Origin of the sequence: Nocardia sp. alder85J (genome assembly GCF_020176955.2) — a bacterium.
Classification (GTDB): Bacteria; Actinomycetota; Actinomycetes; order Mycobacteriales; family Mycobacteriaceae; genus Nocardia.
The window spans coordinates 186,848-208,919 of sequence record NZ_JAIUCZ020000006.1; the positions used below are offsets into that span (position 1 = coordinate 186,848).

Genomic DNA, 22,072 nt, shown 5'->3' on the forward strand with positions numbered 1-22,072 from the left:
CATGATGTCGTTGCGGCACTTCGGATTCCACCGGGTTCTCACCGTCCCGGCGGTGGCCGCGGGCGCGGACGGCCAGGCCGACCGGGCCGCCCAGTTGTTCGCCGCCCTGGTGGCCGCGCACGGCCGGCTGTCGCCGGTGCCCGGGGCCGCGATCGCGGTGGCGTGGGAGCGGCTGGGTCCGGGACATCGGCTGCGGGTGCTGGTCGGTGGTACCCCGTACTTCCCGTGGGCCGATCCCGAGCCGGCGCAGCCGGTTCCGCTGCGGTACCCACCCGGCAGCACGGCGATCGCCGTCGACGCCACGGCGGTGCTGCGTGACTGGACCGGCCTGCCGGTGTGGTTGCGCTGCGCCGCCCGCACCGATGTGCTCTGGGCGCCGGACGGTGGCGCACCGGAGATTCCGCGCGGACGGGGCTGCTTCGAGGACCACTTCGCGCACGCACCCGGCGAATTCGTCTGGCTGGTGCTGGCAGCACCGGCGAGCGACCGTGAGGTCGATGCCGAACTCGGCGAACTGGCCGCGCGGCTACCCCGGCTGCGGGCCCGCGAGCATACCGAGACCGACCGGACAGAGTTGCGCCGCAGCGAATTCCGCTATCACGAACTGCTGCGCGCCCGCTCGGCCGGGTTGTGGGCGGTCCGCGTGCTGGTCGGCGGCCGCCACCCCGGCGACGCTCGGTCGGCCGCCGCCCTGCTCTGTGGCGCAGCCGATCTGGACCGGCGGCCGTACCTGCTCCGCCCGGTCGAACCGGCCGGAACGCTCCCGGAGGTCCAGGATCACCCGAGCGATCCCGGCGCGGAGTTCCGTACCCCGTTCCTCACGGGCGCGGAGGTGGTCGCGGCCCTGGCCCGGCCGCCGCACCGCGAACTGCCCGGGGTCCGTGCCGTGGATCCGCCCCGCTTCGACGTCACCCCCGAGCACGACGCGGGCATCGCGCTCGGTCAGGTGCTCGACGAGGCCGATCGGGCGGTGGGCCCCTTCCGGATCGCGCTCGGCACCCTGAACCGGCACGGCTTCGTGGCGGGCGCGACCGGATCGGGTAAGTCGCAGACCGTCCGGCACCTGTTGGAAGGTCTTGCCGCCGAACGTATTCCGTGGCTGGTCATCGAGCCCGCGAAGGCGGAGTACGCGGGTATGGCCGGGCGGCTGGCGGCTCCCACGGCGGCGATCCGGCCCGGTGCGGGCGACGAGGTACCGGTGGGCCTGAACCCGCTGGAGCCCGAGCCCGGCTTCCCGTTGCAGACCCATCTCGACCTGATCCGAGCGCTGTTCCTGGCGGCCTTCGACGCCGTCGACCCGTTCCCGCAGGTGCTCGCGCACGCCCTGACCCGCTGCTACACCGATCTCGGCTGGGACACCGTACTCGGGGAACCGGCCCTCGACGGCATCGTGCCGCGCTACCCCACCCTGGCCGACCTGCAAGCGACCGCACTCGCGGTCGTCGACGGCATCGGCTACGGCCGCGAGGTCGCCGACAACGTCCGGGGATTCGTCACCGTCCGGCTCGGCGCGCTGCGGCTGGGCACGCCGGGACGGTTCTTCGAGGCCACCTATCCCCTGGATGTCGGCCGATTGCTGTGCCGGAATACGGTTTTCGAGTTGGAGGACATCGGCAACGATGCCGACAAGGCGTTCTTCATCGGCGTCGTGCTCATCCGGATCGCCGAGCATCTGCGCGTACATCGCGACGGCGGCAACGATTTACGACACGTACTGGTGGTCGAGGAGGCGCACCGGCTGCTGCGCCGGGCCGAGCCCGGCTCACCGACCGCGCACGCCGTGGAGCTGTTCACCGCGCTGCTGGCCGAGATCCGGGCCTACGGCGAGGGCATCGTGGTGGTCGAGCAGATTCCGGCGAAGATCGCCGTCGACGTCGTCAAGAACACGGCCTGGAAGATCATGCACCGGCTCCCGGCCGCCGACGATCGCGACATCGTCGGCGCCACCATGAATCTCGACGCGGAGCAATCGCGGCACGTGGTGTCGCTGCCGCCGGGCCGGGCGGTGGTGTTCACCGACGGCATGGATCGGCCGGTGCGGGTCGCCGTGCCGCTGGGACAGCATCGCGAGGATCGCGCGCGAGTGCTCCGCTCGATCGCGGTGACCGGCTCACCGGATACCGAACCGCTGGTGCTCCGGGATCTGCACCGCGCCCGGCGCATCGCCGAGGAACCACGGCTGGCACTGTGGCTGGAGTTGATGCTGCTGGCCCACCTCGTCGGCCGGCCCTGGCCGCGGCCCGGTGCGCACTGGCGCGCCGCGCTGCTGGACCGGCATCCGCGGCGATTGCTCGGCGCCGCGCTGGCGCATCGACTCCGAACCGCTGTCGATCTCCGCTATATCGGCCTGTGCACCTACTTCCAGCCCGAACAGCTCACCGCGCACCTGGTCGAAGCCGCGCTGGCCGCCCTCACCACCGGCGCCGAGGTCTGCCCGGCCGACGAGACCCGGTGGCAGGCCGGTCGTTACCGCTGGTCGGACGTGGAATATGCACTACACGAAGCGGATTCGTCGCCGGATCGGCCACATCCGGCGACCGACGCCTGGCGGCTGCGCGGCCTGATACTGCCGGGTGCGACCGTGCCGGACCAACTGGCGGCACTGCGCACCCACCCCGACAGCTGGGCCGACCCCGCCATCGTCACCGGCCCCACTCCCACCACACTGGACCGCACCCTGACCCTCCTGAGCCGGGCTCCCGACGCCGAACACCGCCTGCGCGATGCCACCGGCCACCTCGAGCTCACCTCCCGCTGGCCACTGGCACTGCTGACCGACCCGGCGCCGCGAGGTACACGATGAGCATCGAATCCCGCGACCGCCCCGAACCACGCCTCCCCCAGGACACCCCGGACGCCACCGAGCCCCTCCCCCTCGCTACGGATGCCGCCCTCCTGCGAGCAACAGACTTCCCCGCCGAGAGCAATCCGACCGGCCCCGCCGAGGGCCGTCCAGCGGACCCCGGCGAGAACGCTGGAATCGAGCCCGCAGAGAACCATCCAGCAGGCCCCGCCGGAGACGGTTCGGCAGACCTCACCCACAGCCGTACCACCAGCCACACCGAGCGAACTCCGTTGAGCACCAGGGATACTCGCACGGAACGAGTGCCGGAACCCACTGATGCCGAACGGCTGTGGGAGATCGACCCGCCACCAGCACGATCGGCCGACAGTGCCGCAGCGACACCGGATTCCGCCGCCGAATTGCCACTTCCCACCGATACCACCGCCGAACTACCGGATCCCGACACCGACACCGACACCTCGATCGAACTGCGAGATACGTCCACCGACACGCCTTCCGCCGAACTGCCGGCTCCCGCAACCGATATCACCGGAGAATCGCGAGATCCATCCACCGGCACCACCGCCGCCGAACCGCCGGATCTCGCCACGGACACCGAACGGCGAGACCATCCCGGCGACACCACCGCCCGGATGCGGGATCCCGGCACCGACGCTGTCTCGGAACCGCGCGAGTCCGCCGCCGACACGCCCCTTCCGGTCGATACCGCCGCGGACCTGCGGGAGGCGGCTGTCGATGCGGTCGTGGCGCGGTACGGGATCGATGGTCCGGAGGGGCGAGCGGCGGTCGAGCGTGTGCACGAGGTGGTGTCGGAGTATCACGCGCCGTTGATCACCGAGGGAGCGGTGCGGATTCTCGATCATGCGCGCGCGAGGGTGGCCGCAGACCCCGATACCCGCGTGCTGTTCGTCGGCCGCGACGGGCACAGCCTCGCATTGGCCGCGCGCGAGCTCGATCCCGTGTTCTTCCAGCGATATTGCACCGAGGCCACCATCTCCCGGCAACTGGCCGACACCTCGCTGCACGATCTCGAACAGCATGCCGGGCGGGCCTTTCCCGAGGTCGCGGAGTTCCGTGTGCCGCGTGAGCAGGTCGACCCGGCCGATGTTCCCGGCACCCGTGCGCAGCTGACCACCTACCTGGACGACCGCGGTGTGCCTGTCGCCATCCCCGGCAGCCGGATCCTGGTGGCCGATACCAGCTATCGCGGCTCGGTTCAGGAGATGCTCGCGGCGCAGTACGAGGATGTGACCTTCGAGGGGTCGTACCTGTTCCACGCCGCGTCGCCGCACGATCCGCATCCCGGCAGCAAAACCGGTCAGCTGCTGCATATTTCGGCGGATGGCACGGTCCGGGCCGACAGTGCCGCCACTACCTTCGCCACCAAGGACGCCGTCCTCGCGATCGAGCACATGCTGCGCGGGCCGCTGTCGAAGGCCGTCCGCTTTCGCGACGGGTTGCCGGAGCAGGAGTTGCGGGCGCCCACGGACGGGCTGGATCCCGCCGCTCTCGCTCCGGAGTACCGCGACGAGCCGGTGCGGCTGGCCGCCCTCGACGCCGCGCAGCTCGCCGTCGCCCATCATGCCCGCGGGGTCGCCGCGCAGCGGGCGGACGGGTTGCCGTGGCGCGCCGAGCTGGCCGCGGCCGCCGATCGGTCGATCGAGCAGGTGCGATCATGGAGTGAACGCGACGACACCGTCGATCCGGCCCTACGGGTGGTGCTGGACTCGTTCGTGCGTCGTTCCAGCGGGCCTCCGAGCAGTGAGCAGTCGGACATCACAGAGCTTCAGCGCCGAACGGGCCTGTCGGGAGGAGTCGACCATGGGTGATATCGATGACCAGCCGAACGAGTCGATCGGGTCCGCCTGGTCGTCGTTGCTGGGCTTCGCGGATCGCTACCGCGATCTCGGCTTCGGGTCGCTCGCCGATCAATTGCGTTCCGGCGGGCCGCCGCTGCCGCCGCTGCGCGACACCCCGGTGATCATCGACACCGACATCGGCGGTGACCCGGACGACGCGATCGCGGTGACCTGCGCGGCCCGTGGCGTGCCGGAACTCGCGCTGGTGCTCACCGCCGACGAGAACGGCGGCGAGCGGGCGCGGTTCGCGCGCCACGTGCTGGACCTCAACGGGCGCGGCGAGGTACCCGTGGTCGCGGGCGCCGACCTCGGTAACACGCGGTACTACTGCGTCGAAGGTCTCGTGCCGGGCGATGTTCCGGCGCAGCCCGATGATCCGGTGGCGGCCGTGCTCGCGGTGTGCGCGGCGACCGACGGCCCGGTGCGCTGGGTCGGCATGGGACCGTTGACCAATCTGGACCGGATCCTGCGTGCCGCACCGGAATTGGCGGCACGGCTGGTGATCACCCAGATGGGGGGCGCGATCGCCTATCGCGATCCGACCCGGGCCGAGCACAATTTCCGGCTCGACCCGGCGGCGGCGTGCTCGGTGGTCGAGCGGGCCGCGCAGCTGTTCCTGCTGCTGTCGGATACCACCTTCACCCCGGAGATCGAGATCGGCCCCGACCATGAGCTCTACAAGCGGCTCGGCGCGATCGATGCGCCGCCATGGGCGCGCACGCTGGGGATTCACCTCGACCGCTGGTTCGAGCGGTTCTATCCCGGTAGCCGACAACATGATCCGCTCGCGCTGACCGCCGCGCTGCAATTGCCGTTCGTGGATTTCGCGCGGCGTCCGGTGGCGCTGGGCGACGATGCCCGGATGCGGCTGGACGCCGACGGCCGGGTGGTCCGGGTGTCGACGAGAGCCGACTACGCCGCCTTCCGCACCTGGCTGGCACAGCGACTGGAGTATTGACCGGCCCGTCACTGCCGCCACTCCTGCCGGCACAGCACGCAGACGGCGAACAACCACCCGAACACGACGGCGACGACCGCCGTCCCGGTCACACCTGTGCGCCGTCCCGCCCCCACGCGCCTGCGGTGTCGTCCCATGACCCTGTCTTCTCCGTTTCCCTTGCGGCGCCGATGAATTGCCGTCCGGATCGGCGCGGGTGAGCCGCCCGCCCCGGACGACACCGAGGCTACGCCGAGCGGACCGGGAATACTCGGGCCGAAGTTGCGCTGCACGATCGGGCCGAAGTTGGGCGGACACGATCCGAACATTCGGCACGCGTAGGCGATTCGGGTGTCCCGGGGTGATGATCTACCCATGCCAATCTCGCGCACCGCGACACCGCTGCATAGGGCCCTGGAGCGTTACGGCCGCACCGAACGCCGACTCGCCTTCGACACCATGGCCTCCGACGGGGCCTACGTCCTCGACGCGCTCACCGGAGGCCGTGAGCTCACCCCGGAGGAGCGCTCGAGATTGGCGAAATGGGTGGTGGCGCAGCTACAGCGGCAGATCGCCGGCTTCAGCTATCGAGCCGATCGCCGGATGGCGGAAGTGGTGCTGGCGTATGGAGACGACTTCGAGGGGCAGAGCATCAAGCTGCGCCTGAAGCACATCCGGGACGACGACCGCCCGCTGTTCACCGACGAGCAGTTCAAGAAGCACCGTGCCCGGGTACTGCGGCGGCTCGCGGAAGGTCTCCAGGCCGCGTACCGGGACGCTCGGTCGCCCAGGGTGTTCGTCGGCGGCAGCTACGACGATCCGGCGTGGGACACCGTCGCGGACGGCATGGGCCGCGCGCTGGCCGAACAGCCGGTCCAGCTGCTGGCGGCGATGTCGGATCCGGGCATCCGAATCTGCTACGGCCTGGAGGAGGCCCGCAGCGCCACCGGCACGTACCAACTCCCCAGAACTCGACTGTTCGGCCGAGCCGACTCCTCGCGGGGCACCGGCGCCGGAACGCGCCTGGGTGCGATCGAATATCTCGGCGGCACCCGGGACTCGGTCCGCGAATACCTGCTGGCACAGTCGAACCTGGTCCTGCTCTTCGGCGGCGGTCCGGGAACCGCCGCCGAGGCCCGCTATGCGGAACAGCACGGAATACCGGTCGTCCCACTGGGATTCACGGACGGCACCGCCAGGCGGTACTGGGAATCACACCACGACGACGCCGATCCGGAGACCTACGCCCGCCTCGGTGGACCGAACCCTCGGACCGCCATCGATGCCGCGGTCCGGATGATCTCCCAGCTCGTCCTCCCGGCCTGGTGACGGTCCCCGTTCACCCCCGGCGCGGCGGCAGCACACCGCGCGGCAGCTCCGGCCCGATCGCCACCAGGCTGCCGGGCCGGCGGCCACGGCCCCAGCCCAGGTCCCGGCGGTACCGGCCCACCTGATCCTCCGGAATCGTGTCCCCGGGTGCCAGCGGCGTCACCTGCGGCGCGACGTAGAGCGCGTCGACCGGGCAGTACGCCTCGCACATGAAGCAGGTCTGGCAGTCGGATTGCCGTGCGATCACCGGGATTCCGCTGTCGGTGCGGTCGAAGACGGAGGTGGGGCAGACCGCCACGCATTTGTCGCAGGCGATGCAGTCGTCCGCGCGCACGAGCTCGATCATCACGCCACCGCCGCGAGCGCGTCGGCGGCCGCCCACACCCGATCGGTGCCACCGGAGAGGATGTGGTGCTGCTGGCCCGGATCCTGATCGGGATGGTCCTCGCGCTTGCTCATCCCGCGGGACTCGGTGCGGCGCAACGCCGATTCGTACATCAGCCGGCCGACGGCGGTGACGGCGGCGGCCTCGCGGGCCCGCACCCGCTCGGCTCCCGTCGCCCCGGACAGGTTACGCACCACCACATCCCAGAGCAGGTCGAGCCGATCCCGGGACACCTGCAAGCCGTCGCCGTGGCGCAGGTAGTTCTTGTCCAGGGGCAGCAGCTCGGACTGCGCACCGGCCAGCACGTCACCGGCCCGCAACGCCGCGGCGCCCTCCGGTCGCAGCCCGGCCCGCCCGGCGGCGTGCACCGCGGCCGGATCCGGCCGCCCGGCCCGGCGCGCGAACACGGCCGCACCGCGACCGGCCCAACTGCCCGAGGACATCGCCCAGGCCGAATTGTGGCTGCCGCCACCGGTGAAACCGCCGCAGATGCGTTCGCGGGTGGCGGCGTCACCGGCGGCGTACAGGCCCGGGACGGTGGTCGCGCAGTCGTCGCCGACGACATCGAGGCCGCCGGTGCCGCGCACGGTACCCTCTGCCAGCAGATCCACCTCGAAGCGGTCGGTGAACGGGTTGATGCCGCGACGGTCGAACTGGAGGAAGAAGTTCGGCTGGCCGAGCCGCATCTGCTGCTGCACGGCCTCGTCGGCGCGGTCGAGTTGCGCGAAAACCGGTTCCGTCAACAGGGTCCGGGCGATCACCGAGCGGCCCTGCTGGGAGCCGGCGCCCTCGAGCACCCGGCCGTCGGCATGGAAGAAGGTGGCGTAGCCGTAGTACGCGGTCTTGGTGATCGTGGAACCCTTGGGCGCGATGCCGTACGCGTTGGAGAACTCCATGCCCGAGAAGCGCGCTCCCGCTTCGGCGGCCATCAGCGCACCGTCACCGGTGTCGACGTTGGTACCCAGCGCGCGGGACAGGAATGCGCAGCCGCCGCTGGCCAGCACCACCGCGCCCGCGGTGATCCGGTAGTCGCGGTCCGTCTCGCGGTGCCAGCCGGCTGCGCCCCGGACCACGCCGTCGATGTCGACCAGCAGTTCCAGCGCCGGTGCGTGGTCCCGGATCTCGACGCCGAGGCGGCGCACCCACGCCCGCATCCGGCGCATGTACTCCGGCCCCTGCACACCGGTGCGGATCTGCTCGCCGGTCCGCGGATCCACCGGGAACGGGTAGCGCCCCTCGGTGGCGAGCCGATTCATGTTGGCGTAGGTCTGATCCAGGACCCGATCCATCCACCGGTGGTCGGCCAGATAGCCGCCCAGGGCCTCGCGGCTCGCCTTGGCGGCGGCGCGCGCCTGCGGATCCGGAGTCACGTACCAGACGCCGGTCCCCGCCGGGGCGGTGGTGCCGCTGGTGCCGCAGTAGCCCTTGTCCACGAGGATCACCTCGGCCCCGGCCTCGCGGGCGTGGATCGCGGCCCAGCAGGCCGCGGGTCCGCCGCCGATCACCAGGACATCGGTACTGGCGTTCAGGTATTCGCTCATCGGTGTCGCTCCTGTCGATGATCGGAACCCGGGACCGGATGCGCCGGAACCGGAATGCCACGGCGCGAACCCGCCCGCCCGGCGAACGGGCGGACGGGCGCGCCGGAATGTCAGTTCCCCGAGAACTTCTCGCCGGCGATGGGCTCCGAGACCCGGCCGTCGACGCCGACCGGGACATCGCCCTCCAGCGTGGTGCGGTACAGCACCCGGTTCACGCCGTCGCCCAGATGCCCCAGATCGCCGGGAGCCAGATGCGCGGTGGCGCGGTTGTCCCAGAACGCCACATGGCCCGGCTCCCAGCGGAACCGCACGGTGTAGACCGGATCGGCCAGCTCGGCGAACAGCAACTCCAGCAGGGCATCGCTCTGCCGCGGCGACAACCCGAGGATGCGGGTGGTGAATCCCGGATTCACGAACAGGATCCGCTCGCCGGTCACCGGATGCACCCGGACCACCGAATGTTCGGTGGCCAGCGGGGCCGCCGCCACCTTCCGGGCATAGTCGCTGTTGGCATCCCACTGCGGGCGGCGGCCGCCGAAGCGGTGCTCGGCGCGCAGGCCGTCGAGGAAGTTCCGCAGCGACTGCGGCAGATTCGCGTAGACGGCGGCCAGATTCGTCCACTGGGTGTCACCACCGCGGACCGGGACGTCGTGCGCCCGCAGGATCGACGCCGCGGGCGGGTTGATCAGCGGCGAGATGTCGGTGTGCCAGTAGTTGGTGTAGCTGAACTTCCGCACGCCGAAACGCTTCTCGTAGACCCGGCTGTCGATCGCGAGGATCTCCGGATGTTCGGTCGGCGCATCGTCGTCGTACGGGTGCGACGGGGTGACCTTGCCGAACCGGCGCGCGAACGCGACCTGCTCGGCATGGCCGACGTGCTGCTGCCCGCGGAAGAACAGCACCTTGTATTCGTGCAGGGCCGCGGTGATCTCGGCCACCTGCGCCTCGGACAGCTCCGCGGCGAGATCCACCCCGCTCACGTCGGCGCCGGTGTGGCCCGCGACCGGGGTGAATTCCAGCGTGCGGGTGAGGGGTTCGTTGACAGCGGTCATGGCGGTGACTCCTTACAGGTGGGTTCCGGCGGGCTGTGCCGGAACGGGTCAGACGGTCGCGGGGACCGCGTCGGCGAATCGGTTGGGGACGGGCGCGAGTCCGTAGTGGCCGCGCAGCGTGGTGGCGGTGTACTCGGTGCGGAACAGGCCGCGCTGCCGCAGGATCGGCACCACCTGTTCGACGAAATCCTCCAGTCCGCCCGGCAGATACGGCGGCATGATGTTGAAGCCGTCGGCGGCGCCGCCGACGAACCAGCTCTCGAGATCGTCGGCGATCTGTTCGGGAGTACCGGCCAGCGTCCGATGCCCGCGTCCGCCACCGAGTTCGCCGATCAGCTGGCGGACGGTGAGTTCCCGGCCCGCGGCCAGCTGCTTCACCAGGGTGAAGCGGCTCTTCTGGCCCTCGACGGCGCTCTCGTCGGGCAGCGGCGGCAACGGCCGGTCCAGCGGATAACCGGTGAGATCGGTACCGAGCAGGCCCGACAACTGCCGCAGCGCGTAGTCCGGCGAGATCAGATCGGTGAATTCCTGTTGCAGGGCACGAGCTTCCGCCTCGGTACCGGCGATGAACGGCACCAGGCCGGGCAGCACCTTCAACTCGTCGGCGCCGCGGCCGTGACGGGCCAACCGGCCCTTCAGATCCCGGTAGAACGCCTGCCCCTCGGCGAGGGTCTGCTGCGCGGTGAACACCGCCTCCGCGTGCCGGGCGGCGAATTCCTTACCGTCCTCCGAGGATCCGGCCTGCACCAGCAGCGGCCGGCCCTGCGGGCTGCGCGGCGAATTGAGCGGCCCGCGCACCCGGAACCGTTCGCCGACATAGTCGAGGGTGTGCACCTTGTCCGGGTCGGCGAACACCCCCTCCGCCTCGTCCAGCACCAGGGCATCGGATTCCCAGCTGTCCCAGAGCCTCTCGGCGACGTCGACGAACTCCTCCGCGCGGGCGTACCGGCGGGCGTGCTCCGGAATCGCCTCGTGGCCGAAGTTGAACGCCTCGGCCTCGGTGCCGGAGGTGACGATGTTCCAGCCCGCGCGGCCACCGCTGATGTGATCCAGCGAGGAGAAGGCGCGGGCCAGCGCGTACGGCTCGTGATAGGAGGTGGACGCGGTCGCGATCAGGCCGATCCGCTCGGTGACCGGCGCGATCGCCGACAGCAGGGTGATCGGTTCGAAGACGGTGTGCACGTTGCGCTTCGGATACGCGCCGACGGCGAGGTTGTCGGCGAAGAAGATGGAGTCCAACCGGCCGCGCTCGGCGATCCGGGCGAGCTCCTGATAGTGCGTGACATCCAGCACCCGGTGCGCCCGGGTCCGCGGGTGCCGCCAGGCCGCCTCGTGATGGCCGACGGCCATCAGGAAGGCGTTGATGTGCAGGGTCTTCTCGTGTGTCATCGGGGTTCGTGCTTCCTCGGGTCGAGTGGTGCGATGGCCGGATCAGTTGCGCCAGCGGGACAGCCGGCGTTCGATGCCGACCAGGACGGCGTTGAACAGCAGACCCACCAGCGAGATCGCGAGGATCCCGGCGTACATCTGCGGAATCTGGAAGTTCTGCTGCGCGGCGGTGATCAGATAGCCCAGTCCGGCTCGGGCGCCGATCATCTCGGCCGCGATCAGCACCAGGATCGACGAGGCGGCGGCCATCCGGACGCCGGTGAAGATCGACGGCACCGCGGCCGGGAGAATCACCTTCGCGAACAACCGCAGCGGTGAGAACCCCAGGGAGACAGCGGCCTTCACCAGCAGCGGGTCGACCGTGCGGACACCGTTGATGGTGTTGAGCAGGATCGGGAAGAAGCCGGCGTACACCACCAGCGCGATCTTCGACGTCTCCCCGATCCCGAGGATCAGCACGAACACCGGCAGCAACGCCAGCGCGGCGGTGTTGCGGAACAATTCCAGCAGCGGACTGAGGAATTCGGCGATCGGCTTGTACCAGGCGATGGCCACGCCGACGGGCACCGCGACCGCCACCGCCAGCACGAAGCCGACCAGCGAGCGAGCCAGGCTGGCCTCGACGTTGTCGGCCATCTCGCCGTTGCGGACCAGGTCCGCGAACGATCCCAGCACCGTCGACAACGGCGGCAGGAACACCTCGTCGACCAGGCCCAGCCGCGGCGCCAGCTCCCAGATCCCGGCGAACACCGCGATCGCCAGCAACGGCTTGACGATGCGCCACAGCAGCCGCAACACCACCGCGACGCCGCGGCGCAGCGCGTTTCGGCGGACCGCCGCGGCCTCGGAATGTACTGCTGTCTGCGATGATTCGGTGACCAGGGTGGTCACCGGGCCGGGCCGGGTCCCGGGGATGCCCGCCTCGGCGAGATCGGTCTCGAAGGCGATGATCTGAACAACACTCGACATGATTCCTCCGTCACTGTCCGGCCGCGCCGGTCCCCGCCGATACCGCCAGCCGCTCCAGGCCCTGGGCCCGGGTGACCTCGCTCTGCAACAACGACCAGATCTCGTGCCGCAACCGGCGGAACTGCTCGCTGGACCGGACATCGTCACCCTCGCGGACGATGTCGATGGTCACTTCCGCCTTGATCCGGCCCGGTCGCGAGGTGAGCACGGCCACCCGCTGTCCCAGGTACACCGCTTCGTCGATGCCGTGGGTGATGAAAAGGATGGTCTTCCCGGTACTGCGCCAGATCCGTAACAGCTCGTCCTGCAACGATTCCCGGGTCTGAGCGTCGAGGGCGGCGAAGGGCTCGTCCATCAGCAGCACCTCCGGGTCGAAGGCGAGGCTGCGCGCGATGGCGACCCGCTGCTTCATCCCGCCGGACAGCTCGTGCGGATAGCGATCACCGAAACCACCGAGCCCCACGAGATCCAAGTACTCGTCCGCGATCGCACGCCGCTGCCGCCGCCGAATCCCTTTGGCTTCCAAGCCCAGTTCGATATTGGCGCGCGCCGTTCGCCACGGCAGCAAGGCGTACTGCTGGAAGACGATGCCCCGGTCCAGACCGGGCCCGGTGATCGGCCGCCCGTCCAGCAGGATCTGCCCGGAACTCGGCGCGGCCAGGCCGCCGAGCAGGTCCAGCAGCGTCGATTTCCCGGATCCGCTGGGGCCGACCAGCACCAGGAATTCGCCGGTACGCAACTCCAGTGACACGTCCTGCAAGGCGTGCATCGGACCGGATCCGCCGCGCACGGGGAATTCCTTGCCGACACCGGAGATCGACAGTTTCACGGGCCCGGCGGGCCGGATCGCGGTCGTCATTTCGCCACCGCCTCACCGGTCGGACCGGCGGTCGGCGAATAGGTCCCGTTGGCATAGGGATTGTATTGATTGGTGTACAGATCGGTGGCCTTGTATTTACCCTGCGGCAGTTCGCCGTTGCGAACCAGCCAGTCGATCCAGATCTGTAGTTCCCGATCGGCGATCACCCCGCCGGGTACCGGAATTCCGGTGCTGCGGTAGTACTTCAGCAGTTCCAGGTTCTCGTTCCGGCCGCGCTTGGTGATGATGTCGGTGAAACGGGCGACCACCTGATCGCGCGGCGTGACCTGGGCCCAGCGGATCGCCCGCGCGGTGCCCTGCACGAAATCCCGCACGGCGTCCTGGTGCGCGGCGATGTAATCCTTGCGGAAGACGAAGGTGCCGTAGTCGAATTGCCCGAACAGATCCTTGTCGGTGTAGAGCGGGTGCAGGCCGCCACGGGCGATCGCGGTATCGCGGAAGACGCTGCTGAGCGCCGCGACGTCGATCTGCCCCTTGCGCAGCGCCTCCTCGGTGCTGACCGGCGGCAACACCACCAGCTGCACCTGCTTGATCTCCGCCTCGCTCAGGCCCTGCTGATGCAGCCATTCCCGGGTGACGAACTCGTGGTGCGCGCCGAGGGTGTTCACCCCGACCTTCTTGCCGATCAGGTCGCGGGCGCTGGTGATCCCGGAGTCGTCGCGCACGTAGTAGCCGGTGAACGACTGGTCGTCGGCGCCGTAGGACGACAGCACCGAGGTGATCGGCGCGCCGCCGGCGGCCAATTTCACCACCGCGCCGTTGAACGCGCTGCCGAATTCGATCTGTTTCGTGGCGGCGGCCTGGATATTGGCCGGCCCGCTGGTGGTGTCGCCTTCCCAATGCAATTGGATCTTCGAGAAGTAACCGAGATCGGCGGCGAGTTCGAAGGGCGCGACCTGACCGGTGGTGCCCTGATAGCGGATGATCGTCCGGCCGTCGGCGGTGGCGCCCGAGTCACCCTTGCCGCACGCCGCGGCCGATCCCGCGATCAGGCACAGGGCCAGCAGTGCGTATACGGCGCGGTACAGTTTTCTTCTTCGTGCGGAAGTTCCGAGATATTCGAGCATGCCCATTCCTGAACCATGTGGACGACAGCGGCGACGTACTCGCCGTATATTCCATCGTGCGGGCGGTTCGAGCGCCGGGCAATAGCCTTTTCACGCTGTGGAAATCAGGGTGATTTTAATTCGTCGGCAGTGTTCGCCGTGGCGACCGCGGTATGAAAATACGGGCCCAATCGCCCGGCCAGTTGCCGCATGGCGGGCACCACGGTCCGCACCAGTTCGTCGTTGAGCCGGATCGATCGGGCCTGGATGCTCAGCGATCCCCAGACCTGGCGATCCTGGCTCAGGATCGGCACGGCCACCGTGCGGACCGGCTCGGCCGCGTCGATCTCCTCCACCGCGAATCCGGTCCGGCGCACCCCGTGCAGACTCTCCCGCAGCGGCGCGGGCATCCGGTCGCCCGGGGCGAAGGCCAGCATCGCGCGCCCGGGGGCGCTGGCGTGCAGTGGCCGCCGGGCGGTCTGAACCTGGTTGGCGCAGAACCACACCGGTGGCCGCGCCTGGAGGACCGACACCGCCTCGGTCTTGTCGGCGACATTGAGGTTCACGGTGATCCGGATACCGGCGGCCAGCGCGTAGACGTGCGGGGCCACCGCCTCGATCCCGGCCTGCGCGACGGTGTCGAAACCCAGTCGCGCCAGCGCCGGTCCGGCCAGATCCGCCAGTCCGCTACCGACCCGGTAGCGATCGGTGGCCGCGTCCTGTTCCAGCAGGCCGCCACGTACCAGCGCCTGTGCCAGCCGATACGTGGTGCTCACCGGCAGCCGGGCCCGCTGGGCCAGCTCGCTCACCGACAGCACCGGATCCGAGCCCGCGAAACAGTTCAGCACGTGAATCGCCCGATCCACCGCCTGTGTGCCCGACCGCGGCTGTTCACTCATGCCATCCTCCTCCGGTACCGCCTCCCGGAACTATCGGACGACGAGCCGCTCGCCACAATGATTCGGCGCACGGCGATTCGGGGTGCCCCGAATTCAGTCGTTCAGCGGCCGCACCGCCGTGAAACGCACCGGCAGCGCGGTCATCCCGCTGAGGAACGGGGACGGGCGGCGCACCAGGGCCTCCGGCGCGACGGCGAGGTCGATGTCCGGCAGCCGATCCAGCAGCACCTCGATGCCGGTGCGGGCAATGGTCTCGGCCATCTGCTGTGCCGGGTAGGGACAACGGTATTCGCCGTGCCCGAAGCCGAAATGCGCGCTGTTGCCGAGACTCATCGGCTCGGCCTCGGTGAACTGCCGCACATCCGGATCGGCGTTGGCGGCGGCCAGCCCGAGCAGCAGCAGATCGCCGGCGCGAATCACCTTGTCGCCCAGCCGGGTGTCACGGACCGCCCAGCGCCCGGCGAGGATCTGGGTCGGAGTGTCCTCCCACAGCACCTCGTTCATCGCCTGCCCGATGCTGCGCCGGCCACCGCCGAACGCGTTGGCGAAGCGATCGTCGGTGAGCATCAGCCGCAACGAGTTGACCAGCCAGTCGGCGGTGGTGATGTGGCCCGCGAACAGCACCGACATCAGCGTCATCCCGCAGGATTCCTCGGAATAGTTGCCCTGCTGCAACAATGCCGTCGCCAGATCCGGGCCCGGCCGGTCCCGCTTGTGCGCGACCAGTTGCCGCATGCTCTCCGCGAGCCGGGCGTAGCCCGCCTGGGCCTCCAGCCCGGCGTCGCCCATCACCTCCATCGAGCGCAGCAGTTCCAGTCCCTCGGCGTCCGGCAGGCCGACCAGCCGGGCCAGCGCCAGCACCGGTAACGGCTCCGCGAACGAGCCCACCAGATCGACGCTGCCCCGCCCGCAGAAACCGTCGACCAGCCGATCGGACAGCTCCTCGCAGTCGCGCCGCAACGCGAACGGATCCATGGTCTCCATCGCGGCGTCCATGGTCTTCGCCTGGGACCGGTGCGTCGAGTCGGCCAGCGCCGGGGACGGGGACACCGGCAGGATGGGCAGCAGCGGCCAGTCCGGCGGGACGTTCGGCCACTGGTTCCACCGCGCGGCGTCTCGCGGGAACAGTTCCGAATCGTTGGTGACCTGGTGCAATTCCCGATAGCCGATCACCAGCCAGGCGGGTATGCCACCGGGTAGCTCGACCGGCACCACCGGACCGTGATCACGGCGCATCTCGCGATAGAGGCCCTGGGGGTCGTTCAGGAAGCGTGGGCCGAACAACGGAATCGGAGCCCGGCCCGAATCCACCGACGATGCGGGATCGTACACAGGCCATAGGCTATTCGAAAGCTACCGGGCTCGCGCGCACTATTCCGATATCCGACGCACCGGTCGGTACGACGGACACCGAGTCGAGAAGATCAGCTCAACTGCACGGGGAATTCCGCGATGTCGTTCTGGGTCATCACCGGCAGGTTCCGAATCTCGGTCGCCGGCACCGCCAGTCGCAGATCGGGGAATCGCTCGAACAGCGCGGGCAGGGCGACGTTGCCCTCCAGGCGCGACAGTCCCGCACCCGGGCACACGTGCGGCCCGTAGCCGAAGGCCAAGTGCCGGTTCGCACTCGGCCGCTCGACGTCGAATTCGTCGGCGTCCACCCCGTGCACGGTGGTGTCCCGGCCGATCGCGCGATACGACATCACCACGCCCTGGCCGCGCTCGATCACCGCGTCCCCCACCGGGATGTCCTCGGTCGCGAAGCGCATCAGCAGATGCGTCGACGGGCTCTCGTAGCGCAGCGTCTCCTCCACCGCCTGCTTCCAGTCCGCCTGACCGTCGCGCAGCAGTCGCAGTTGCTCCGGCCGGGACACCAAGGCGCGCACCGCGTTCAGGATGAGACTCACCGTGGTCTCGTGCCCGGCCGCCACCAGCGCCTTCAGGTTGCCCAGCACCTCCTCCTCGGTCAGCCGCTCGCCGCCCTCCTCGGCCAGGATCAGCGCCGACAGCAGATCGTCACCGGGCAGCGCGGTGCGCTTGCGGATCAGATCCAGGTAGTAGGTGTCCAGATCGGCGATGATGGCGAGACGTTCGTCCTGCGGCGTCAGCACCGAGAAGAACTTCTTGTAGGAATCCAGCAGCATCGGGTGATCGACGCGATCGACGCCGAGCAGCTCGCCCACCACCCGGATCGGCAGCGGATAGGCGAACAGCTGCTTGAGATCCACTGTCGCGCCGCCGGCTCCGGCCGCGGCCAGATCGTCGAGCAGTTCCGCGGTGAGGCGTTCGACGGTGGGACGCAACTGTTCCAGCCGCCGCGGCGACAGCGCCTGCGTGGTCTTGATCCGCAGCCGCCGGTGCTCCGTGCCGTCCACGGTGAACATGGAACGGCCCGCGTCGATCATCCCGATCAGCGGCCACTCGTAGGTCACCGTCCCCGACTGCCACAGGCCCCAGGAGTTGATGTCCTTCACCAGGCGGGTGTCCACCAGCAACTGCCGGGCCAGCGCGTGATCGGTCACGGTCACCGCGGGCACACCGAGCAGGTCGATACAGACCAGCGGGCCCGCGGCGCGCAGTCGCTCCGTCTCACCGGGCAGATCGCCGACCATCGGATCGATCGAGATGGTCTCGCTGAACGGGCATGTCGAACTCACTGTAGACCTCCGAGCGGGCGCACTGCGGTGAAACGAACTGGTAGTGAGGTCATTCCGCCCTGGAACACCGAGGGCCGGCGCGCCAGCGTCGCCTCCGACACCGCGAGCTGGATATCGGGCAGCCGGTCCAGCAGCACCTCGAGGCCGGTCCGCGCGATGATCTCGCCGATCTGCTGCGCGGGGAAGGGGCACCGGTATTCGCCGTAGCTGAAACCGAAGTGGGCGTTGTTGCCGGTGTAGGCCGTATGCCCGCGGTCGTCCAGGTTCTGCCGGATGTGCGGGTCGGTGTTGGCTCCCGCCAGACCCAGCAGCAGCATGTCCCCGGACCGGATCACCTTCTCGGCGAGCCGGGTGTCACGGGATGCCCAGCGGCCGGCCAGGATCTGGGAGGGCACGTCGTCCCACAGCACCTCGTTCATCGCCTGCGCGATGCTGTTGCGGCCGCCGCCGAAGGCCGCCGCGAAGCGGTCCTGGACCAGCATCAGCCGCACCGAGTTACCGATCCAGTCCGCCGTCGTCAGGTGGGCGGCGGCCAGGATCGCCATCAGATCCAGCGCGTATTCCTCGTCGGTGAACTGGCCGGGGTACTGCAACATCCGGGTCGTCACGTCGTTGCCCGGCCGACTGCGCTTGGCGGCCACCAGTTTCTGCGTGTGCTCACCGAAACGCTGATGCGCGGTGAGGGCATCGGCGCCGCCGTCGGCGAGCGCCTTCATCGTCCACGCCAGATCCGGGACGTCCTCGTCGGCGACGCCGACGATGCGGCCGATGGCGTACACCGGCAGCGGCTCGGCGAAGGCGGCGATCAGGTCGGCCTCGCCCCGGCCGCAGAACAGATCGATCAGCCGGTCCGCCAATTCCTCGGTGACGCGGCGCAATTCGAACGGATCCACCGCCTCCAGCGCGGGCTCCACCATGGTCACGTGCCGCCGGTGCTCGGCGCCCGCGGTGAAATAGATCGAGGGCATCGGCTGGCCCACCATCGGCAGCAGCGGCCAGTCCGGCGGGATGTTCGGCCACTGGTTCCACAGCGCCACGTTCCGCGGGAACAGCTCGGGATCGCTGAGCACCTGGTGCAGTTCGCGATAGCCGATCACCAGCCAGGCCGGGATGCCGCCGGGCAGTTCCACCGACACCACCGGTCCGTGCTCCCGGCGCATCTGGCCGTACAGCTGGTGTGGATCGGTATGGAAGACGGGGCCGGACAACGGCACCGGCCGCCCGCCGGCGGGGCAGCCGCCGACGTGGTTCGACGCGACATCGGGTGCACTCACGAGACGACCTCCGAGCCGTAGTGGTACGCGGGGCCGACCGGATGGGCCGACTGTTCCCGCCGGCGCGTGGCGCCCGCGAAAAGGTGCTCCACCAACGCGATCAGCACCTGTTTCCCGGAATTCCGGGACCGGGCATCACAATCGATCAGCGGCACTTGGGGATCCAGGTCCAGCGCGTCGCGGATATCGTTGAGCGTCTGGGTGGCGCCGCCGAAGTTGTTGCGCGCGACCACGAACGGAATGCCCTGATGCTCCAGGCGGTCGATGGAGTACCAGGAGTCGGCGATCCGCCGCTGGTCGACCAGCACGATGGCGCCGAGCGCACCGGTGAACAGCCGGTCCCACAGGAACCAGAACCGTTCCTGGCCCGGCGCACCGAACAGGTACAGCACGTGCTCGGCGTCGATGGTGATCCGGCCGAAGTCGAAAGCCACCGTGGTGGTGGCCTTCTCGGGCACCGCCGACAGATCGTCGATGCCCACGCCGATGTCGGTCATCGTCGCCTCGGTGTCCAGCGGGCGAATCTCGCTCACCGCACGCACCAGAGTGGTCTTACCGACGCCGAAGCCGCCGATCACGACGATCTTCAGGCCCCGGTCGGCCGTGCTGAGCAACGGCGCCTCGGACCGCGCGGGCCGGGGGTCAAAGGTTGCGGAGTCCAACGAGCACCTTCTCGAGCATGGCGGTGTCGAACAGCGAATTCGGCTGTGCACCGGGGCCATTGTGGCCGGTCTTCGGATGCCGCACGGTGATCTTCCCGGCGAGCAACAGGTCGGAGAGCAGAACCATCGTGATACCGACGGGTAGTCGCAGTTCCGCCGCGATCTCCACCACGGCGGTGGGAGCGCGGCACATGCCCAGGATCTTCACCTGCTCCGACGGCATACCTGGTACGGGATCACATTCACTGACGACGAGAGTCACCAGATCGAAGGCATCGGTGTCCGGGCGGCTGCGACCTCCGGTCAGCGTGTACAGCCGATCCGGGGCGTCGTCGCGTCCGGCCCTGGTCACGATACGATCTCACCCTCGGCCCGGGGCGGTGCGGCCAGGTGCTCGCTGAGCTGCTCCACCAGTTCCCGCATGTTGTGGCCCACCAGACCGGCGTCCGCATCCTCCGCGGCGACCACGGCGATGTGCGCACCCTGTCCCGCCTCGACGATGAACAGGATGCCGCCGTAGAACTCGGTCATCGACTGCCGCACCCCGCTGCGCCCGTCGCCGAATTCGGCGGAGGCGCCGTGCGCGAGGCTCTGGATGCCGGCGGAGATGGCAGCCAGCTGATCGGCCTTGTCGATCGACAATTCCGGCGTGTGGCAGATTTTCAGCCCATCGCTGGACAACAGCAGCGCGTGCCGTGTCTCCGGGGTGCGAGCCAGCAACTGCTCGAGCAGCCAGCTGAGCTGAGAGGTGGCGGATGTCGTCATCAATCGTTCTCCACGGCGACAGAGGGGGATACGGCGGCCGCGGCGTCGATGTCACGACCGGTCACCGCGCGCTGGAAGGCTCCGAGCGCATCGGGCCGGGCCGGAGACGGTGGCAGCACCACGTTCTCGGCTCCGGCGGGGCTGGACAGACCGTCGGGATGTACGGCGGCGAGCGTGCTGCCGCGGCGGCGCTTCGGCAGCCGGGCATCGGTGGCCACCGGCAGTTGCGCCGTGGTGGTGGCCGAAATCGGGGCGGGCGCAATGGATCCGGCGCTCCCGCGCGGGGCCGCGGCCACCGTGACACCGGCGGCGGGCAGCGCCAGCACAGTGGTCGCACCGGGGGTCCGATCGAGCCGGGCGGTCAGTTCGCGCGGGACCACCACGACCACGGCGGTGCCGCCGATCGCGGACGGCCGGTACGACACGGTCAGCGTGTGCTTGCGCGCGAGGTGCCCGACGACGGCGAGGCCGAGCCGGGTTCCGGTGAGCGAGGACAGGTCCCGGCCGCCGGGAGTGCTGCCGGACACGGCCTGCTCGGCCCGGCGCAGAGCCGACTCGCTCATCACCAGGCCGCTGTCCTCGATGGTGACCACCACGCCCGCGGGCACTTCCGCCGCGTACACGTGTACCTCGGTGGTCGGCGGCGAGAAGTTGCAGGCGTTGTCGATCAGCTCCGCGAGCGCGTGCATCACGCCCTCGGCGGCGTGACCGAGCACCGCGACATCGGCGACGGCACGCAGCCGGACCCGCTGATAGCCCGCGACCCGGCCCATGGCGCCACGCAGAATGGATTCCATCGCAATGGGTTTCGCCCAGCGCCGGCCCGAACGGGCGCCACTGAGCACCGCCACGCTGTCGGCCAGCCGGCCCGCCTGCGCGGTGCGGTGGTCCAGCTCCAGCAGATCGGCGAGGACGGCGGGATCGCCGTGCCGATGCTCCATCTCGCGCAGTTCCGCGAGCATGCTGGTCATCATGGCCTGCATCCGGCCGGCCGCGCTCGCGAACGAGGCCACCGCGGCGGAGCGCCGATTCTCGTTCAGGTGCGCCTCGCGGGCGTAGTGGGCCACGTTCTCGTCGGCGGCCGCCAGCCGGGTGGCCGTATCGATCGCGACGGCCTGGGCCGAGCGCTCGGCATCTATGCGGAACCGCTCGGTGTCGACCCGCGCGAGATCGGCGTCCATGCGGGCCTGCTCGACCACGACGCGAGCCAGCCCGATCTGCTCGCGATACCATTCGGTCTCGGCGCGGGCGCGCGCAACCTTGACCACGTTGTGTACGGCCAGACTCACGCTGACCGAGACGATGACGGCTGCTGCACCCAGACCGATCGCCAGAGGGATCCGAAGACTTGCCGGTGAGATGAGAACCGACCACACCGCGATACTCGCCGTCACGATCGTGACGCCCAGCAAAACCGGAACGGTCGGATTGCGCCGCTGCGCAACAGCGTTGCGGCGTTCATCCTCCGGCGGATTAGATGACTGTGACACCTTCCGCACTTCCACACTCGCCAAGGGAAATGGCACAGCCTCCCTGGACCTATCCGCATCTCCGAGGTAACCCAAACAAGCGGACCGACAAGCAGTTTCGAGCCGCGGATGAGCATAGCCAGTCCAGCACAC

At 69.5% G+C, this 22,072-nt stretch carries 19 protein-coding genes; 4 read left to right on the forward strand and 15 right to left on the reverse strand.

Going from position 1 to position 22,072, the window contains the following annotated elements:
* The first annotated feature begins 1 nt into the window (after window position 1).
* The 4 genes from LBW94_RS24020 to LBW94_RS24035 all read left to right on the forward strand — a co-directional run bounded on the left by LBW94_RS24020 (window position 2) and on the right by LBW94_RS24035 (window position 6,931).
* On the forward strand, window positions 2-2,803 hold the full coding sequence (locus tag LBW94_RS24020) for an ATP-binding protein (RefSeq protein WP_225059102.1): 2,802 nt from the start codon (window positions 2-4) through the stop codon (window positions 2,801-2,803).
* The gene (locus LBW94_RS24025; RefSeq protein ID WP_225059101.1) at window positions 2,800-4,635 is read left to right on the forward strand and encodes a hypothetical protein; all 1,836 of its coding nucleotides are present in this window, start codon (window positions 2,800-2,802) and stop codon (window positions 4,633-4,635) included. The genes LBW94_RS24020 and LBW94_RS24025 overlap by 4 nt, the downstream gene beginning before the upstream one ends.
* A complete protein-coding gene (locus tag LBW94_RS24030) occupies window positions 4,628-5,623 on the forward strand; it encodes a nucleoside hydrolase (RefSeq protein ID WP_225059100.1) in 996 nt (331 codons plus the stop codon). The genes LBW94_RS24025 and LBW94_RS24030 overlap by 8 nt, the downstream gene beginning before the upstream one ends.
* Before the next feature lie 354 nt (window positions 5,624-5,977).
* Window positions 5,978-6,931 carry a hypothetical protein gene (locus tag LBW94_RS24035; RefSeq protein WP_225059099.1) on the forward strand — a complete coding sequence of 318 codons (954 nt, stop codon included), beginning with the start codon at window positions 5,978-5,980 and terminating at the stop codon, window positions 6,929-6,931.
* A gap of 10 nt (window positions 6,932-6,941) precedes the next feature.
* Here LBW94_RS24035 and LBW94_RS24040 read toward each other — a convergent pair whose 3' ends face one another.
* The 15 genes from LBW94_RS24040 to LBW94_RS24110 all read right to left on the reverse strand — a co-directional run bounded on the left by LBW94_RS24040 (window position 6,942) and on the right by LBW94_RS24110 (window position 21,940).
* Complete coding sequence (locus LBW94_RS24040) at window positions 6,942-7,277, reverse strand: 4Fe-4S dicluster domain-containing protein (RefSeq protein WP_225059098.1); 336 nt, start codon at window positions 7,275-7,277, stop codon at window positions 6,942-6,944.
* Window positions 7,277-8,857, reverse strand: a complete 1,581-nt coding sequence (locus LBW94_RS24045; protein ID WP_225059097.1) for an FAD-dependent oxidoreductase — start codon at window positions 8,855-8,857, stop codon at window positions 7,277-7,279. Before LBW94_RS24045 ends, LBW94_RS24040 begins: the two co-directional genes overlap by 1 nt.
* A gap of 110 nt (window positions 8,858-8,967) precedes the next feature.
* Window positions 8,968-9,909, reverse strand: coding sequence for a TauD/TfdA dioxygenase family protein (locus LBW94_RS24050; RefSeq protein WP_225059096.1), 942 nt, complete (start codon window positions 9,907-9,909; stop codon window positions 8,968-8,970).
* A 48-nt stretch (window positions 9,910-9,957) separates the two neighbouring features.
* Entirely contained in the window at window positions 9,958-11,298 is a 1,341-nt protein-coding gene (locus tag LBW94_RS24055; protein ID WP_225059095.1) for an LLM class flavin-dependent oxidoreductase, read from the reverse strand.
* 42 nt (window positions 11,299-11,340) lie between these two features.
* Complete coding sequence (locus tag LBW94_RS24060) at window positions 11,341-12,267, reverse strand: ABC transporter permease (RefSeq protein WP_225059094.1); 927 nt, start codon at window positions 12,265-12,267, stop codon at window positions 11,341-11,343.
* Between the two features lie 10 nt (window positions 12,268-12,277).
* The gene (locus LBW94_RS24065; protein WP_225059093.1) at window positions 12,278-13,126 is read right to left on the reverse strand and encodes an ABC transporter ATP-binding protein; all 849 of its coding nucleotides are present in this window, start codon (window positions 13,124-13,126) and stop codon (window positions 12,278-12,280) included.
* Window positions 13,123-14,220: an ABC transporter substrate-binding protein gene (locus LBW94_RS24070; protein WP_225059092.1), complete on the reverse strand. Its 1,098-nt coding sequence runs from the start codon at window positions 14,218-14,220 to the stop codon at window positions 13,123-13,125. Before LBW94_RS24070 ends, LBW94_RS24065 begins: the two co-directional genes overlap by 4 nt.
* Before the next feature lie 98 nt (window positions 14,221-14,318).
* Window positions 14,319-15,092: an IclR family transcriptional regulator gene (locus tag LBW94_RS24075; RefSeq protein ID WP_225059091.1), complete on the reverse strand. Its 774-nt coding sequence runs from the start codon at window positions 15,090-15,092 to the stop codon at window positions 14,319-14,321.
* A gap of 93 nt (window positions 15,093-15,185) precedes the next feature.
* A complete protein-coding gene (locus LBW94_RS24080; RefSeq protein WP_225059090.1) occupies window positions 15,186-16,424 on the reverse strand; it encodes a cytochrome P450 in 1,239 nt (412 codons plus the stop codon).
* 92 nt (window positions 16,425-16,516) lie between these two features.
* The gene (locus tag LBW94_RS24085) at window positions 16,517-17,749 is read right to left on the reverse strand and encodes a cytochrome P450 family protein (protein WP_225059089.1); all 1,233 of its coding nucleotides are present in this window, start codon (window positions 17,747-17,749) and stop codon (window positions 16,517-16,519) included.
* Window positions 17,746-19,023: a cytochrome P450 gene (locus LBW94_RS24090; RefSeq protein ID WP_225059088.1), complete on the reverse strand. Its 1,278-nt coding sequence runs from the start codon at window positions 19,021-19,023 to the stop codon at window positions 17,746-17,748. Before LBW94_RS24090 ends, LBW94_RS24085 begins: the two co-directional genes overlap by 4 nt.
* Entirely contained in the window at window positions 19,020-19,685 is a 666-nt protein-coding gene (locus LBW94_RS24095; protein WP_416276940.1) for a GTP-binding protein, read from the reverse strand. The genes LBW94_RS24090 and LBW94_RS24095 overlap by 4 nt, the downstream gene beginning before the upstream one ends.
* A complete protein-coding gene (locus LBW94_RS24100) occupies window positions 19,666-20,037 on the reverse strand; it encodes a DUF742 domain-containing protein (protein ID WP_225059087.1) in 372 nt (123 codons plus the stop codon). Before LBW94_RS24100 ends, LBW94_RS24095 begins: the two co-directional genes overlap by 20 nt.
* A complete protein-coding gene (locus tag LBW94_RS24105) occupies window positions 20,034-20,450 on the reverse strand; it encodes a roadblock/LC7 domain-containing protein (protein WP_225059086.1) in 417 nt (138 codons plus the stop codon). Before LBW94_RS24105 ends, LBW94_RS24100 begins: the two co-directional genes overlap by 4 nt.
* A complete protein-coding gene (locus tag LBW94_RS24110) occupies window positions 20,450-21,940 on the reverse strand; it encodes a sensor histidine kinase (protein ID WP_266271909.1) in 1,491 nt (496 codons plus the stop codon). The genes LBW94_RS24105 and LBW94_RS24110 overlap by 1 nt, the downstream gene beginning before the upstream one ends.
* Between the last annotated feature and the right edge of the window lie 132 nt (window positions 21,941-22,072).